At 72.2% G+C, this 15,728-nt stretch carries 13 protein-coding genes and 1 pseudogene; 8 read left to right on the top strand and 6 right to left on the bottom strand.

Going from position 1 to position 15,728, the window contains the following annotated elements; translation table 11 throughout:
- Positions 1-130: 130 nt before the first annotated feature.
- From GA0070612_RS27435 to GA0070612_RS27445, 3 genes are read right to left on the bottom strand one after another with little or no spacing between them, the layout of a single operon-like run.
- Positions 131-877: an SDR family NAD(P)-dependent oxidoreductase gene (locus GA0070612_RS27435; RefSeq protein WP_088990545.1), complete on the bottom strand. Its 747-nt coding sequence runs from the start codon at positions 875-877 to the stop codon at positions 131-133.
- The gene (locus GA0070612_RS27440; RefSeq protein ID WP_088990546.1) at positions 870-2,135 is read right to left on the bottom strand and encodes an AMP-binding protein; all 1,266 of its coding nucleotides are present in this window, start codon (positions 2,133-2,135) and stop codon (positions 870-872) included. Before GA0070612_RS27440 ends, GA0070612_RS27435 begins: the two co-directional genes overlap by 8 nt.
- Positions 2,132-2,383: an acyl carrier protein gene (locus GA0070612_RS27445; protein ID WP_088990547.1), complete on the bottom strand. Its 252-nt coding sequence runs from the start codon at positions 2,381-2,383 to the stop codon at positions 2,132-2,134. Before GA0070612_RS27445 ends, GA0070612_RS27440 begins: the two co-directional genes overlap by 4 nt.
- Before the next feature lie 99 nt (positions 2,384-2,482).
- Between GA0070612_RS27445 and GA0070612_RS27450 the strand changes: the two genes are divergently transcribed.
- Positions 2,483-2,992, top strand: coding sequence for a GNAT family N-acetyltransferase (locus tag GA0070612_RS27450; protein WP_088990548.1), 510 nt, complete (start codon positions 2,483-2,485; stop codon positions 2,990-2,992).
- A gap of 103 nt (positions 2,993-3,095) precedes the next feature.
- Here GA0070612_RS27450 and GA0070612_RS27455 read toward each other — a convergent pair whose 3' ends face one another.
- Positions 3,096-4,832 carry a glycosyltransferase family 39 protein gene (locus GA0070612_RS27455; RefSeq protein ID WP_088990549.1) on the bottom strand — a complete coding sequence of 579 codons (1,737 nt, stop codon included), beginning with the start codon at positions 4,830-4,832 and terminating at the stop codon, positions 3,096-3,098.
- A gap of 364 nt (positions 4,833-5,196) precedes the next feature.
- On the opposite strand from GA0070612_RS27455, the gene pseB reads away from it, so the two are divergent.
- From pseB to GA0070612_RS27490, 7 genes are all read left to right on the top strand, one after another.
- Positions 5,197-6,180 carry a UDP-N-acetylglucosamine 4,6-dehydratase (inverting) gene (pseB, locus tag GA0070612_RS27460; protein ID WP_088990550.1) on the top strand — a complete coding sequence of 328 codons (984 nt, stop codon included), beginning with the start codon at positions 5,197-5,199 and terminating at the stop codon, positions 6,178-6,180.
- Positions 6,177-7,334: a DegT/DnrJ/EryC1/StrS family aminotransferase gene (locus GA0070612_RS27465; RefSeq protein WP_088990551.1), complete on the top strand. Its 1,158-nt coding sequence runs from the start codon at positions 6,177-6,179 to the stop codon at positions 7,332-7,334. Before pseB ends, GA0070612_RS27465 begins: the two co-directional genes overlap by 4 nt.
- 10 nt (positions 7,335-7,344) lie before the next feature.
- Positions 7,345-8,193, top strand: a complete 849-nt coding sequence (locus GA0070612_RS27470) for a hypothetical protein (protein ID WP_088990552.1) — start codon at positions 7,345-7,347, stop codon at positions 8,191-8,193.
- Positions 8,183-10,003 (top strand): hypothetical protein, encoded by a 1,821-nt coding sequence (locus GA0070612_RS27475; RefSeq protein ID WP_088990553.1) that lies wholly within the window; start codon positions 8,183-8,185, stop codon positions 10,001-10,003. Before GA0070612_RS27470 ends, GA0070612_RS27475 begins: the two co-directional genes overlap by 11 nt.
- 65 nt (positions 10,004-10,068) lie before the next feature.
- A complete protein-coding gene (locus GA0070612_RS27480; protein ID WP_088991804.1) occupies positions 10,069-10,767 on the top strand; it encodes a cytidylyltransferase domain-containing protein in 699 nt (232 codons plus the stop codon).
- A complete protein-coding gene (locus tag GA0070612_RS27485; RefSeq protein ID WP_088990554.1) occupies positions 10,764-11,825 on the top strand; it encodes a PseG/SpsG family protein in 1,062 nt (353 codons plus the stop codon). The genes GA0070612_RS27480 and GA0070612_RS27485 overlap by 4 nt, the downstream gene beginning before the upstream one ends.
- Before the next feature lie 147 nt (positions 11,826-11,972).
- A complete protein-coding gene (locus GA0070612_RS27490) occupies positions 11,973-12,608 on the top strand; it encodes an alpha-ketoglutarate-dependent dioxygenase AlkB (protein ID WP_088990555.1) in 636 nt (211 codons plus the stop codon).
- A 14-nt stretch (positions 12,609-12,622) separates the two neighbouring features.
- On the opposite strand, the gene GA0070612_RS27495 is transcribed toward GA0070612_RS27490, so the two are convergent.
- Both GA0070612_RS27495 and GA0070612_RS32945 read right to left on the bottom strand, forming a co-directional pair.
- Positions 12,623-13,141, bottom strand: coding sequence for a TrmH family RNA methyltransferase (locus tag GA0070612_RS27495; RefSeq protein WP_088990556.1), 519 nt, complete (start codon positions 13,139-13,141; stop codon positions 12,623-12,625).
- A 188-nt stretch (positions 13,142-13,329) separates the two neighbouring features.
- A pseudogene (locus tag GA0070612_RS32945) lies at positions 13,330-15,411 on the bottom strand (DNA gyrase subunit A); the annotation flags it as partial.
- Positions 15,412-15,728: the final 317 nt, after the last annotated feature.

Here is a 15,728-nt window from a genome sequence, read left to right on the forward strand (position 1 = left end):
CGGACGCGGCACAGCGGCGACGCTCAGCACCGCACGCGGCACGGCGATACCGCCGACCTCTGGCGACACAGCCGCCGGGGCCTCGCCGACCGGCCGCGCCGATTCACCCGCGAGCAGACCCGGCTGCGGGTCAGATGGCGGCGGCACCGTCCACCACGATGACCTGGCCGTTGATGTTGGTGTGCTGGCGCAGCAGCATCCGTACCACAGGTGTGACCTCCTCCGGCTCGGTCAGGTGGCCGGTCGGCGTGCGGCGCACGATCTGGTCGAGCTGGGTCGGGCCGAGCACCGCGGACATCTCCGAGGCGAAGAAGCCGGGTGCGACCGAGTTCACCAGCATCCGGCCGCCCAGCTCCCGCGCCAGCGACCGGGTGGCGGCGTCCATGCCACCCTTGGTGGCCGAGTACGCGACCAGGCCCGGGAAACCACGCTGCCCGCAGATCGAGGTGATGTTGACGATCCGTCCGCGTAGCCCTTTGGCGAGCATCCGACGGATCACCAGCCGGGTCAGTTGCAGCGGGGCGGTCAGGTTGGTCTCGATGATCCGGGCGATGTCGTCGGTGGCGGTGTGCGCGTGCAGCGAGTCCTGCCCCATCGCGGCGTTGTTGACGACGCCGTCGATCGGGCCGAGCCGCTCCTCCGCCGCACGGACGAAGCTCTGCGCGGCGCGCAGGTCGGTGACGTCCACCGACCCGACGTGCACCCGGTCGGGGTGCTCGGCGGCGATTTCCTCCAGCTCCGGGGTGACGGTACGGGCGAAGGCGGCCACCCGTACGCCGGCGTCGAGCAGGTCGGTGACGATGGCCAGGCCGAGCCCCCGCGAACCGCCGGAGACGAGGACCACTGAGCTGGGTGGGACGAGCTGGGCGTCAGACATCGCTCTTCAGGGTCTCCTTGACGGGAATCTCGGTCAGTACGCGGATCCGGCGTGGCACCGCGTACTCGGGAAGCCGGTCGGCGCACCAGCGGACCAGCGCGGCCTCGGCGGTGTCCCGGTGCTCGGCGGGGGTGAGGACCACCTCGGCGACCACCATCCGGCCGAGCACCGGTGCGCGGCGGCCGGTGACGCGGGCCCAGGCGACCGCCGGGTGCTCGGCCAGCACACCGCGGACCACGCCGGCGGAGACCTTGCTGCCGCCGACGTTGATCTCGTCGGAGTCGAGGCGGCCGGTGATCAGCACCCGGTCGTCGCGCACCTGCACCCGGTCTCCGGTGCGGACCGGGCCGGCCAGCCCCGCCCCGTGGAACGGGGAGGTGACCACCAACTCGTCGTCCATCACCGAGAGCGTCGGGCGGCCCGGGGTCTCCCGGTCCAGCCAGGCGACCGGGAACCCGGCCTGCCCGTCGTGCACCACGATGGACGCCCCCACCTCGGAGGACGCGTAGATCCAGGAGATCCGGGCCGCGGGGAAGACGTCGCGGAGCTGGTCCAGGATGGCCTGGTCCACCGGCTCGCCGCCGAGGGTGATCTGGCGCAGCGGCACCCGGGCCAACGCGGCGGCGTCGCGGTAGAGGGTGCGACGCCAGAAGGTGGGGGTGCCGGAGGCGGCGTCGACACCGTGTGCGGCCGCGACGGTGGGCCAGTCGTCCAACTCGTCCGGCTCGACCACCACCAGGTGCTGGCCGGGCTGGGTCAGCGACAGGGTGACGACCTGCCACCAGGCGTACGTGCCGGGGGCGTACGGGCACAGCCACGTCCGATCGGGCTGGTCGGCCCGGACTGTGGTCAGTGTGTCGAGGGTGTGCCCGACCCGCTTGGGACGCCCGGTCGAACCCGAGGTCAGCAGCCACAGCCGGCCGGCTTCGGCGGCTCGCGGCCGGGCCGGCACGCTCGGGTGCGCGCCGTCGTCGTCGAGGACGCTGACGGTGAACCCGGCGTCGAGCAGCTCGGCACGCATCGCCGCGTCGACCCGGCTCGCGGCGCTGAGCAGCAGCTCGGTGCCGTACACGGCGTGCTGCCGGGCGGCGGTGAGCGCGTGCACCGCGGCGTGGGCGAGCACCGCGCCGGGGTCGGGGAGGACCGGCAGCGGCAGCGTGCGCCAGGTCAGCGTGGCGCCGCCGACGACGAGCCGGTTGTCGACGCCCGCCGGCTCCGGGCCCGCCGGTGGCCGGCGGCCCGCTGTCGCGACGGTCACTGGTGCTGGAGCTCGACGAGGAAGTCGAGGACGTCCCCGACGGTGGCGATGCGGCGCAGGCCGGGTGCGTCGAAGTTGAGCTCCTCCCCCGTCTCGTCCTCCACCCGCAGGGCCAGCTCGGAGAAGTCCAGCGACCGGAACCCGATCTCCCGCAACTGCGCCGCGTCGTCCGCGGGCAGGTGCTTGTCCTGGTTCTCAAGCACCTGAGCCATGAGGTCGCGAATCTGCGCGCGACTCAATTCGTTCATGCGCCGGAGTCTACAACCCAACGAATGCTTATCCGATGTGCCGGTAGGCCCGGGTAGGGTTCCGAGAACCGGCGTGAACAGATAAGAAAGCGAGAGCACGTGCTGCGCGAGGCGACAGCCAACGACGTTCACCTGATGTTGTCCTGGCGTAATCAGGAAACCAACCGTCAGGTCAGCAAGACCAGTCACGAGATCACCCCGGAGGAGCACGGCCGGTGGTGGTCGGCGGTCCGGGACGACCCGTCCCGGCGGGTTCTGGTGTACGTCCGAGACGATCGCCCCTGCGGGGTGGTCACCTTCTTCGACCTGCGGTTGGAGGGTCCACGGACGGGAGCGTGGGGCTTCTACCTGGACGCCGAGGGGCTGGACGGTCGGGGCGAGACGCTGCCCGCCTGGCTGGGGGTCATGCGAGAGGCCGTGGAGTACGCCTTCGACGGGCTGCACCTGGATCGTCTCGACGGGGAGGTGCTCGGTCACAATACCGTCGTACGACAGATGAACCGACGTTTCCGATTCGTCGAGGGCACCCCTCGGCAGGAGTTGTCCGACGGTCAGGAAATCACGGTGATCCCAATTTCTCTGGCCCGGTCCGACCGCCGCCACCGCTGATTGCCGCACGAATTCCCGCTGCCGACGGAATCCATTAACCGACCATGCTCCCGGTGGACATCCGCCGTTTACGAACGGTGGGTGTCCACCGGGTGCGGGTGGGTCAGGCGCGCCGCCAGGCCGCCCAGTGCTGCGCCTGGTTGCCGCCGAGCCGGACGAAGCCGTACGCGGTGCCGTCCCAGTCGTCGGCCCGGCCGGGCGCCCAGCGGGCGAACACCACCTGCGCCTCGGTCGGCGGCTGCTCGACGCCGAACCAGCGAACGTCGGTCCAGGTCACCTGGTGGCTGAGGTTGAACCGCAGGATGTAGTGCACACCGGTCGACGCCCACACCCGCTCGCCGGGGCGTACCCCGACGTCGGCCACCGAGGGCGTCGGCGTGCTGCTCGCGACCATGGGTCGCACCATGCGGTGGTCGATCACCTGCATGGTCACCAGGTTGGCCACGACGATCACGCCGAGCGCCGGCATCCGCAGCCGGGGAACCAGGACGGCGGCGGCCAGCAGCAGGCAGCCGGCGATCCCGACCAGCGACCCGACGACCGGCCGCATCTCCCGCCAACCGCCGGTCAACGCCATCAGGTCCGGTGCGCCGAAACCGCCGTAGCGCAGGTAGTGGCCGCGACTGGCCACGTACGCGAGCCGGGCGGCGATCAGGGCGCCGCCGCCGACCAGCAGGGCCACCGCGACCGCCGCCCGGCGAACGACCACCCGGCGACCGGCGGTGAGCAGGACCCCGAGCCCCACCAGCAGCCAGAACGGCGCCAGCATCTGCACGTACCGGCCGTAGATCGCGTCCAGCGGCTTACCGGTGATGCCGGCCAGGATCACCGACGCGCCGCCGGCCACCCCGACGGTCACCACCAGCGCCACGCCCATCGTCCAGCGGGTAGCGTCGCCGTGCCGTGGCCGCCACAGCTCCCGTACGGCGGAGGCCCAGGCCACTCCCGCCATTCCGAAGGTGATCACCACGAGGTACCAGAGTTGGGTGGCGACGGCGGCACCGACCCGGACCACGCCCTGCGCGGAGGCGACCGCCTCGACGGTGCCACCGCCGGGGGTGCTGCCGAGCAGGTAGACCTTGTCGCCGAGATAGCGGATGGTGGTCGCGTTGACCAGCGCCATGGCGAGCACCGGGAGCAGCGCCGCGAGCACCGCGGGCGGGTTGATCCGACGGCGGACGAACAGCAGCAGGACCAACCCGGCGTGCACCGCCACGATCACCAGGCCCCGGGAGTGCAGCAGGTGGAACCCGCCGACCAGCAGACCGACGGTGGCGGCCGCGAGCGGGCCGGGCCGTTCGATCCAGCGGTGCACGGTGAGCAGCCAGGCGACCACCAGCGGCGCCATCACGGTGTCGATCATCGCGATGCCGGCGTAGAAGGCGGTGGCCGGCAGGGTCGCGGCAGCGACAGCGCCGAGCAGCGCGTACGACCGGGGCAGCCGGAGCAGGCGGCGACCGAGCAGGTACGCCAGCGGCAGCAGCGTCGAGTTGATCATCGCGTTGATCAGCTGGACGATCCGGTAGCTGTCGGAGAAGTCCCGGTCCCCGAGGAACGCCGGCGAGATCAGCATCGGGTAGCCGACCCGCCGCAGCAGGTCGTTCTCGCTGCTGAAGCCGCCCGGGCCGCCGGCCAGGGCACGGGCGGTGTTCAGGTAGCTGTCCTCGTCGGTGTGCGCGATCGGCAACACGATGTGCCGGGACAACCACATCCGCCAGGCGACGCTGAGCACCCAACCGACGACCAGCAGCACCGGCACCACCCAGCGCCGGGGGGACACCGGGTCCGGTGTCGCCGCGACGACCTCCGGCCGTTCGATCACGTCGCTACCGGATGCCATCAACGCCTCCAGGGTTGCCAGCCGGATCGGGCCCGCGCGGACTCCGCGGGCAGGTGGGCCCGCGTCGGTGACGCCCGGGATGAACCGCCCGCACCAGGCGGTGCGGATGTCGGATGAACGCGGGAAGCGGCCGCGAGAAGGGCCGCCGAGTGTCCCGCGCGGCCACTGTAACGGCCGGAACCGGACTGGTCAGGCCGGTCGCCGGCCCAACGGAAGTGTTCGCCTGCGCGGTGCCCGGCATTCACGAGGGCAGAGGTCGTGGTTCACCGGCGAGCGCCGAGGAGTTAACCCACCGTCGTTAGCGTCGCACCCCGGTCGGCCGGCCGAGGGCCGCTCGTTCATCCACGAACACGGGAGCACCACATTGAGTGAGTTGAATGGATCGTCCATTCTGATCACCGGGGGAACGGGTTCCTTCGGCAGGACCTTCCTCCAGCACATCCTCACCGAGGCCGACCCCGCCCGCGTGGTGGTGTTCTCCCGCGACGAACTCAAGCAGTACGAGCTGCGTCAGCAACTGGGCGACGACCCGCGGCTGCGCTGGTTCATCGGCGACATCCGGGACCGGCACCGCCTCACCCGGGCCATGCACGGTGTCGACCACGTGGTGCACGCCGCCGCCCTGAAGCAGGTGGACACCGCGGAGTACAACCCCTCCGAGTACATCGCCACCAACATCACCGGCTCGCAACACGTCGTCGACGCGGCGATCGAGGCCGGCGTCCGGAAGGTCATCGCGCTCTCCACCGACAAGGCGTCCAGCCCGATCAACCTGTACGGCGCGACGAAGCTGGTCGGCGACAAGCTGTTCGTCTCGGCCAACCACTACGCCGCCCAGCACCCCACCCGGTTCGCCGTGGTGCGCTACGGCAACGTGGTGGGCAGCCGCGGCTCGGTCGTCCCGCTGTTCCGGCGGCTCGCCGCCGAGGGCAAGAGCCTGCCGATCACCGACAAGCGGATGACCCGCTTCTGGATCACCCTGGAGCAGGCCGTCCAGTTCGTCATGGACTCGTTCGACCAGATGCAGGGCGGCGAACTGTTCGTGCCGCGCATCCCCAGCATGCGCATCCTCGACCTGGTCGAGGCCGTGGCCCCGGACGCCACCACCCACGAGGTCGGCATCCGCCCGGGCGAGAAGCTGCACGAGGAGATGATCGCGCCCGACGACAGCCGGCGGACGCTGCGCGCCGACGGCCGGTTCATCGTGCAGCCGACCATCGCCACCTGGGGTTACCAGCCGCCGGTCGACTGCGACCCGGTCCCGGACGGCTTCGCGTACCAGTCGGACACCAACGACGAGTGGCTCACCGTCGAGCAACTGCGCGACATGCTCGGCATCACCGCATGACGGGGATGCTCCCGTACGGCCGGCAGTCGGTCACCGAGGAGGACGTCGCCGCCGTCGTCGACGTGCTGCGCGGCGACTGGCTCACCACCGGTCCACAGGTGGACGCCTTCGAGGCGGACCTCGCCCGGTGGACCGGTGGGGTGGGCGTCACCACCGTCTCCAACGGCACGGCGGCGCTGCACGTGGCGTACGCGGCCGCCGGGGTGGGACCGGGTGACGAGGTGGTCGTCTCGCCGATGACGTTCGTGGCGACGGCCAGCAGCGCCGCCGCCCTCGGCGCGACGATCGTGTTCGCCGACGTGGAGGACGAGACCTTCTGCCTCGACCCGGCAGCGGCGGCCGACGCCGTCACCTCGCGTACCCGGGTCGTCGCCGCCGTCGACTACGCCGGCCACCCCGCCGACTACGACGCGCTGCGGACGTCGTTGGTGGGCTCCGACGCGTTGTTACTCGCCGACGCGGCACACTCGATCGGCGGCACGTACCACGGTCGACCGGTCGGCTCGCTCGCCGACCTGACCACCTTCTCGTTCTTCCCGACGAAGAACCTGACCACCGCCGAGGGCGGCGCCGTCGCGGCGCTCGACCCGGCCGCGCTGCAGCGGGCCCGCCGTTTCCGCACCATCGGCCTGGTCCGCGACCGCGCCGAGTTCCGCTGTCCCGACGAGGGCGGCTGGCACCAGGAGGTGCACCAGTTCGGGCTGAACTACCGGCTGCCCGACGTGCTCTGCGCGCTGGGTCGCAGTCAACTGCGCCGCCTCGGCGAGTTCAAGGCCCGCCGGGCCGCGCTGGTCGCCCGCTACGACGAGGCACTGGCCGACCTGGACGGTGTGCTGACGCCGACCCGGAAGTCGTGGGCCGACCCGCTCTGGCACCTGTACCCGATCCGCGTGCTCGACGGGCGTCGCCGCGAGGTGTACGACCGGATGCGGGCCGCCGGCATCGGTGTCCAGGTCAACTACGTCCCGGTGTACTGGCACCCGGTCTTCGCCGACCTGGGCTACCGGCGCGGGTCCTGCCCGGTGGCCGAGTCGTTCTACTCGCAGCAGCTGTCGTTGCCGCTCTACCCGGGGCTCAGCGACGCCGACCAGGATCGCGTCATCGACGCGCTGACCTCGGCCCTGCGGGCCGGCTCGGTGCGTACCACCGCCTGATGGGAACCTGATGCACCACGCCAACCACTTCTACGGTCATGCGCACGTGCTGGCCCGCTACGCCGGCCTCGGCGACCGGCACCCACCCCGGATCAACGGGTACGTGCAGCACGGCTGGAACATCGGTGACGGCCTGGCACCCGGCCACCCGTACGCCGACCGCACCCCCAGCCTGCTCTGGTCGGAGCAGACCCGCCGGCGGGCCTGGTCGGTGGGTCGCCGCAACGTGGTCGTCATCGGGGCGCCGTTCACCTACCTGCTGGCCATGCGCCCGGAGGACCCCCCGGCCGAGGAGCGCGAGGGCACCATCTGGTACCCGTTCCACGGCTGGGAGGGTCAGCACGTCAAGGGCGACCACCGTCAGTTGATCGCCCTCATCCAGGCCACCGAACCGGGCCCGGTCACGGTCTGCCTCTACTGGCACGAGTACCGGATGCGCAACGTCCGCCGCCTCTACGAGCGGGCCGGGTTCCGGGTGATCTGCCACGGTTACCGGGGGCACTGGTGGAAGGACACCGACCCGGAGTTCCTCGACAAGCAACTGACCGAGCTGCGTCGGCACCGCCGGGTGGCCTCCAACCGGCTGACCAGCGCGATCTTCTACGGCATCGCCGCGGGTTGCGAGCCGGCGGTCTACGGCGACCCGATGATCCTGTCCAACGAGGACCCGACCTTCGGCGGCACCGCCCGCATCCGCCGGCAGTGGCCGGAGCTGCACGGCACCGCTGTCGACCTGCCCACCGCTGTCGAGATCGCCCGCACCGAACTGGGCACCGACCACCGCTGCACGCCGGCCGAGCTGCGTGAGCTGCTCGGCTGGGCGAACCTCCCGGAGGAAGAGGACGACCGTGACGACTGAGACGGCACCCGCCGGCCGCATCACCCTGCCGGGCGGCGAGATGCTGGCCTGGTCGGACCTGCCGCAGCAGCGGTTGGCCGACGGTGGTCCCCTCGCCGCCCTCGCCACCCGGCTCGTGCCTCCGGGCACCCGGGTCCTGCTCGCCGGGCCGCACGATCCGGCCCTGCTCGGCCAACTCGGCCACGCCGAGGTGACCTGCCTGCTGCGCAGCCACCCGGACGCGGTCGCGCTGGCACCCCGGGCCGCCCACGTGGTGGTGGGCGGCCCGGCCGGGCTGCCCGACGACGAGACGTACGACGTGGTGATCGCCGCCGCCGGCCTGGACCCGGTGGAGTCGGTGGAGGGCACCCGGCTCGGCTGGAGCGGTGTGCTGGCGCGACTGGTCGCCGCCGTACGGCCCGGTGGCGCGCTGCTCCTGCGCCTGGACAACCCGCTCGGTCTGCACCGACTCGTCTCCGCCACCCCCTGGTACGCCGCCCGGGACGACTCCGCCTGGGTGATCGGTGGAGTGCTGGACCGCGGCCACCCGGCCAACCGCGACCAGCTCCGCGACCGGCTCACCGAGGCGGGACTGCGACCGACGGCGTGCTGGGCCGCGTACCCCGATGCCGGCAGCCCGACCGCGCTGCTCGACGCCGACCACCTCGACCGGGACGCCGGATCCGGCCTCTTCGACGCCGTGCTGCACGGTGCCTGCGCGGGCGGCTCCACGAGGGACACCGTGCTCCAGGACCCGGCGCGGCTGGCGGTCGACGCGCTGCACGCCGGGCGCGCCGCCGACCTCGCGCCGGGTTGGCTGGTGCTCGCCCACCGCCCCGCCGACGGGGAGCGCCCGCCCGCCGCCGACCGGGACCTGCCGGTGGCGCTGATCCAGACCGGCCGTCCCGGGATCGGCGTGGCGGAGGTGCTGCACGGCCCGTCGGGTTGGCGGTGGGGGCTCGCCCCGACCACCGGAAGGCAGACGCCGTCCGCCGCGCCGTTCGCCAGCCGCGAGGCCGCGTACCGGGACGCGGACGCGTTGTCCGGGCCGGTGCCCTCCGGTCGGCTGCTGCGTACCCTGCTGCTCGACGCGGCCCTGCGCCGCGACCTGACGACGGTGCGCACGCTGCTGCACGGGTACGCGGGCTGGCTCGCCGACCAGGCCGACGCCGACGGTCGGATCGCCGGGGCGGCGGCGCTGGCCGAGGCCGACAACGTGGTCGTCGACGGTGAGCGGTACGCGGTGCTCGACCCCAGCTGGCGGGCCACCGGCGCGTTGCCGACCGACGTGGTGCTGGCACGCGGCCTGTGGCGTTTCGCCGCGGCTCTGCTCACCGGCGGGTACGCCCACCCGTGGTCGTCCACCCTCGACGTCCCGGGTCTGACGGTGGTGCTCGGCGGCCTCGCCGGGCGCGACCTCGACCGCGCGACCGTCACCGAGGCGGTGGAGACCGAGGCCGCCATCGCCGCCGCCCTGCACGGGTTGGACGTCGACGGCAGGATCAACCTCGCCACCGAGCTGCGGACCGTCGCACCGACCGATCCGCCGATCGGCTTGCGCAGCTACCAGCAGCTCCGTGAGGCGTGGTTGCGTCAGCGCGAGGAGATCACCCGGCTGGCCGCGCTGACCGCGTGGACCGAGGAGCTGCTCACCTCGCGGGAGCGGGCGCTACGCCGCGCCGAGACGACCATCGGCCTGCTCAGCGGCTCGATCAGCTACCGGGTCGGCCGGCTCGCCATCACCCCGGCCCGGCTGGCCAAACGGGGCGCCCGGGCCGCCAAGCGGCGGGCCACCGCCGTACTCGCGCCGAAACAGGAGGAGCAGCAGTGACCGGGTCGGCGGCGACCGGCCGGGTCGACGCGGCACCCCGGATCATCGGCATCGTGCAGGCGCGAATGGGGTCGTCCCGGCTGCCCGGCAAGGTGCTCCGCCCGCTCGCCGGGCGTTCCGTGCTGGGCCGGGTGGTCCGTGCCGCCGCCGACAGCGGGATCCTCGCCGATCTGGTGGTCGCGACCAGCACCGACCCGATCGACGACGCCGTGGTGGCCGAGTGCGACAGGCTGGGCGTGCCGTACCACCGAGGGCCGGTGGACGACGTGCTGGACCGGTTCCTGGGTGCGCTCGCGGCGCACCCCGGGGACGCGGTCATGCGGTTCACCGCCGACTGCCCGCTGCTCGACCCGGAGATCATCACCCTGGTCGCGTCGGTGTACCGGGCGGTCCCCGGGCTGGACTACGCCAGCACGTCGATCGCCCGCACCCTGCCCCGAGGGTTGGACGTCGAGATCATCCGGGCGGAGACGCTGCGTACCGTCGGCCGGCTCGCCACCGACCACCACCGCGTGCACGTCACGTCGTACGCGTACACCCATCCGGAGCTGTTCCGCGTGCTCGGCGTGACGCTCACCCCGGACCGCTCCGGGCTCCGGCTGACCCTCGACACCGAGCAGGACTGGGCACTGGTCAGCGCCGTCGTCGACCACTTCGGCGACATCAGCGTGCCGCTGGCGAAGCTCACCGACTGGCTCGACGGGCAACCTGACCTGCGCGCGCTCAACGCCGACGTACGGCAGAAGCGGTTGGAGGAGTCCTGAGCACGCTACGGGTCGGGTTGCGCTGCGACGCGGGGCCACGGCGAGGCGTCGGCCACCTCGTCCGCTGCCTGGCGCTCGCCGAGGAGTTCCTGGCCCGGGGCGCCCACGTGGCCGTGTTCGGCACCGTCGAACGGCTCGGCTGGGCCACCGCCGAGCTCGCCGCGCGGGGTATCCCCCTGCACCCGGGCCCGGACACGCCGGACGGGCTGGTCGAGGCAGCCCGCCGACACGAGCTGGACGTGATGGTCCTCGACTCCTACGAACTGGACCCGGCCGGGGCGGGCGCGCTGCGCGACGCCGGTGTGTTCACGCTCGCCGTGATCGACGGGGACAGCCGGGGTCAGGTCGCCGACCTCTACCTGGACCAGAACTTCGGAGCGCAGCAACCGGAGCTGCCCGGACGGCTGCTCGCCGGCAGCGGGTACGCCCTGCTGCGCGACTCCGTGACCACCGCCCGACCGCCGGTGCCCCCGTCCCCCACGGCGGTCAGCCGCCCCCGGGTGCTGGCCTTCTTCGGCGGGACGGACGCCGTCGGCGCGGCCCCGGTGCTGACCCGGGTGCTGGTGGCCACCGGGCATCCGATGGACCTCACGGTCATCGTCGGCCGACCGGAGATCGAGGCCGAGGTGGAGGACGTCACCCCCGGTCGTGGGCAGATCGTCCGACCGGTTGCGCCCACCACCTCGCTGCCGACCCTGATCACCGAAGCCGACCTGGTGGTCAGCGCCGCCGGCACGTCCACCTGGGAACTCTGCTGCCTCGGCGCACCCGCCGCCCTCGTCTGCGTGGTCGACAACCAACGCGAGTCGTACCACCGGGTGGTGCGACACGGCCTCGCCGCCGGTCTCGGCGAGCTGCCGGAGCTGACCGCCGCCGGAGTCCCCGGACGGGCCGCCCGCGCGGCGGCGGCACGGACCCTGCACGGGCTGCTCAGCTCAGCGCAGCGGCGCGCGACCCTCGCCGGCCAGGCGTGGTCGACAGTCGACGGGCAGGGCCGGGCCCGGGTCGTCGACGCGGTGTGCGACGCCGTCTGCCCACCCGCCGCCGCCACGTCGTGATCGACGCTGCCGGCCCACCCGCCGCCTCCACGCGGTGATCGACTCCGGGTCGGCGATGTGGGGGTGTCCGGGCAGCGGGACGGCGCCACCTCGCCGAGACGAACCGCCACTAGCACTGGTGTACGAAAGAGCTGCTAGGGTGACCGGATGACGCAGGCCGCCTACCAGCCGTCGATGCTCGACCTGACCGACGCCGGGCCGACAGTGCAGTCGTTGCCCGGCCAGATCCGCCGGCACCAGCTCAGCCGGGGCGCCTGGGTCGACCACCTCCCCGGCTGGGTGCACGGCTCCGACACGGTCCTCGACACCCTGCTGACCGAGGTGCCCTGGCGGGCCGAACGCCGCACCATGTTCGACAACGAGGTCGACGTGCCCCGCCTGCTCTGCTGGTACGACGGCGACGCTCCACTGCCGCACCCGGTGCTCACCGCGGCCCGGGCCGCGCTGACCAGGCACTACGCTCCCGAGCTGGGCGAACCCTTCGTCACCGCCGGCATGTGCCTCTACCGCTCCGGTCGGGACAGCGTGGCCTGGCACGGCGACACCATCGGCCGCTCCGCGCACACCGACACGGTCGTCGCGATCGTCTCCTTCGGCGCGCCCCGGCCCCTGCTGTTGCGCCCGCGCGGCGGTGGCGACAGCCTGCGCTTCCCGGTGGGCCACGGCGACCTGATCGTGATGGGCGGCTCGTGCCAACGCACCTGGGAACACGCCGTCCCGAAGACCACCCGCCCGGTCGGCCCCCGGGTCAGCGTCCAGTTCCGCCCCGTCGACGTCGCCTGAGTGCCCTGTCGTTCTCAGAGCAGGCCGGCGAGTTTGTAGAGGACCAGCGAGCCGGCGACGGCGACGTTCAGGCTCTGGCCATGCCCGATCATGGGGATCTCCACGGCCGCGTCCAACTGGTCGAGAGCCTCGGGCGGGATGCCGCTCGACTCATGCCCGAGCAGCACCACGGTGCGCCCCCGAGCGGCGGGCAGGTCACCGAGCCGGACGGCCTCGTCGGCCAACTCCACCCCGAGGATCCGGGCGCCACCGGCCCGTTCGGCGGCCAACCACCGCAGCGGACTGCCGACCCGGTGGACGCAGCCCGGCCGGCGCAGGGTGTTGCCGCGGGCCAGGGCCTCGTCCACCCACCGGAACGGCGGCACGGCCAGGCAGGCGCCGACCGCGTCGCAGGTGCGCAGGAGGGTACCCAGATTCGCACCGTGCAGGGGCCACAGCGGAGCGGCGATCAGGTGCCCCCAGCAGCGATGGTGACGGGGTCGGCGGGCGGCGCGCACCTCGCGCGGCGGCCGAACCCGGATGGCGGCGCTCACGCCGCGTCGGCGACTCCGCCGGACAGAAGAGAGTTCATGTGAGAGGCGCTTGGCGGCGCGCCCGGGCCATCGTCGACAACAGAACCCTCATCTTAACGCGCAGGCCCCTCCGCATGATCGTGCTCGATCACAGATCGAGATCGAGCACGATCATCGGCGGTTCGAACGCCTGAAGGCCGCGTTCGTGGTCAGTCGCGTTCGATGAGGTGGCCTACCACCGTCGGGCCGAGCATCACCGCGAAGCCGGAGCCGTCCCGGCGGGGGTCCGCCGCCGGCAACTCCACCGGCTCACCCGTGCCGGTCGCACCGACCGGGCGCGGACCCACCCAGGCAACCGCCACCTCCGTCTCACCCTTGAGGAAGCGGTGCGCGCGCACGCCGCCGGTCGCCCGACCCTTCGCCGGGTACGCCTTGAACGGCGTCACCTTGACCGTCGCTCCGGTGGAGGTGACGACCATCGGCTCGCCATGCCCCGGATCGTCGGTACGCACCGCCCCGAAGAACGCCACCCGTGCCCCGGTCGGCAGGTTGATGCCGGCCATTCCCCCGCCCTTGAGGCCCTGCGGACGGACCAGCCCGGCGGAGAAGCGCAGCAGTGCCGCGTCCGAGGTGACGAAGGTCAGCGTCTCGTCGCCGTCGGTCAGCCAGGTCGCCCCGACCACCTCGTCGCCCTCACGAAGACCGATCACCTCGAACTCGTCGGACCGCACCGGCCACTCCGGAGCGCAGACCTTCACCACGCCCAACCGGGTGCCCAGGGCCAGCCCCGGTGAACCCTCCGCCTGCCCGCCCAGCGGCGCCAGGCCGACGACGGTCTCCCCCGCCTCCAGCGGCACCAGCTCCGCCGCGGACATGCCTCCCCGCAGCGACACGGTGCCGGCCTGCTCGGGCAACACCGGCAGCGGCAGGACGTCGACCTTGAAGGCCCGACCTGCGCTGGTCAGCAGCAGCACCCGACCACGGGCGGTGGAATGGACGATCGCGCGTACCGTGTCGTGCTTGACCCGACCGTTGCGTCGGCGCCCCTCGGCGCTCTCCTCCGACTCCGCCGCGGTCCGGGCGACCAGCCCGGTCGCGGACAGGATGACCTGACAGGGGTCGTCGGCGACCTCCAGCGGGCCGGCCGGAGCGGACGCGGCCAGCACCTCCTTCAGGTCACCGTCGACAAGTGTCGTACGCCGTTCGGTGCCGAACTGCTTGACCACTGCCGCCAACTCGTCGGAGACCACCTTCCGGAGCACCCGCTCGTCGTCGAGGATCCTGCTCAGCTCGGCGATCTCGGTGCGCAGCCGCTCCTGCTCGGTCTCCAACTCGATCCGGTCGAACTTGGTCAACCGGCGCAGCGGAGTGTCCAGGATGTAGGTGGCCTGGATGTCGGAGAGACCGAACCGGCTCATCAGCCCGTCCTTCGCGGCCTGCGCGTCGTCGCTGCCCCGGATCAGCCGGACCACCTCGTCGATGTCGAGCAGCGCGATCAGCAGACCGTCGACCAGGTGCAGCCGCTCCTGACGCTTGCGGCGGCGGTACGACGTGCGTCGGGTGACCACCTCGTAGCGGTGGGCCAGGAAGACCTCCAGCAGCGCCTTCAGCCCGAGTGTGCGCGGCTGCCCGTCGACCAGGACCAGGTTGTTGACGCCGAACGACTGCTCCAGCGGTGTCAACCGGTAAAGGTCGGCGAGCAGCGCCTGCGGGTTGACGCCCACCTTGCACTCCACCACGAGGCGGGTGCCGCTCTCCCGGTCGGTGAGGTCCTTGACGTCGGCGATGCCGGTCAACCGCTTGGTCTTGGTGACCTCGTTGGTGATCGCGGCGATGACCTTCTCCGCGCCGACGCCGTAGGGCAGCTCGACCACCGTGATCGCCTGGCGACCCCGGCTGCCCTCGATCGGGCCGATCTCCACCTTGCCGCGCATTCGCACCACGCCGCGCCCGGTCTCGTACGCCCGGCGCACCTCGTCCAGGCCGAGCAGCACCCCACCGGTGGGCAGGTCGGGGCCGGGAACGAACTCCATGAGTTTGTCCAGGGTGGCGTCCGGGTGGTTGATCAGCCAGCGGGCGGCCTGGACGACCTCGGCCAGGTTGTGCGGGATCATGTTGGTGGCCATCCCGACCGCGATCCCGGACGCGCCGTTGACCAGCAGGTTGGGGAAGGCCGCCGGCAGCACCGTCGGCTGGGTCAGCGAACCGTCGTAGTTGGGCTCGACGTCGACGGTGTCCTCACCCAGCTCACCGACGAGCAGCATGGCCTCGCGGGACATCCGGGCCTCGGTGTTGTGGTTCACGAACCCGCCGGCGAGGAAAGAGTGATCCTCCGAATTGACCCGGACCGAGTAGACCTCGGCCGGATCGCATCGCGTCACCTCGGCAATGCGCTCAAACCGGTAACCGGAGTCCATGACCGGGATGATCGTCGCCAAGATCTCTGGCTCTTTGATGCGATCGATGATGCGCAGGCGCTCAGTCTCCCATCGCTCGACGCGATCGAAGTTGTGGGTCGTCAGCCACTTGCGCCCGCTGCCACGACGGTCGAAGTCCAAGGTGTCGCGCACATATGCAGCAACGAAAGGCACATGGTCCTTACTCAACC

The organism is Micromonospora chokoriensis (assembly GCF_900091505.1).
Taxonomy (GTDB): Bacteria; Actinomycetota; Actinomycetes; order Mycobacteriales; family Micromonosporaceae; genus Micromonospora; species Micromonospora chokoriensis.

Coding starts and splice junctions, on each gene's coding strand:
- GA0070612_RS27435 (WP_088990545.1), bottom strand. CDS start 877: ATGTCTGACGCCCAGCTCGTCCCACCCAGCTCAGTGGTCCTCGTCTCC.
- GA0070612_RS27445 (WP_088990547.1), bottom strand. CDS start 2,383: ATGAACGAATTGAGTCGCGCGCAGATTCGCGACCTCATGGCTCAGGTG.
- GA0070612_RS27455 (WP_088990549.1), bottom strand. CDS start 4,832: ATGGCATCCGGTAGCGACGTGATCGAACGGCCGGAGGTCGTCGCGGCG.
- GA0070612_RS27465 (WP_088990551.1), top strand. CDS start 6,177: ATGACGGGGATGCTCCCGTACGGCCGGCAGTCGGTCACCGAGGAGGAC.
- GA0070612_RS27470 (WP_088990552.1), top strand. CDS start 7,345: ATGCACCACGCCAACCACTTCTACGGTCATGCGCACGTGCTGGCCCGC.
- GA0070612_RS27480 (WP_088991804.1), top strand. CDS start 10,069: ATGGGGTCGTCCCGGCTGCCCGGCAAGGTGCTCCGCCCGCTCGCCGGG.
- GA0070612_RS27490 (WP_088990555.1), top strand. CDS start 11,973: ATGACGCAGGCCGCCTACCAGCCGTCGATGCTCGACCTGACCGACGCC.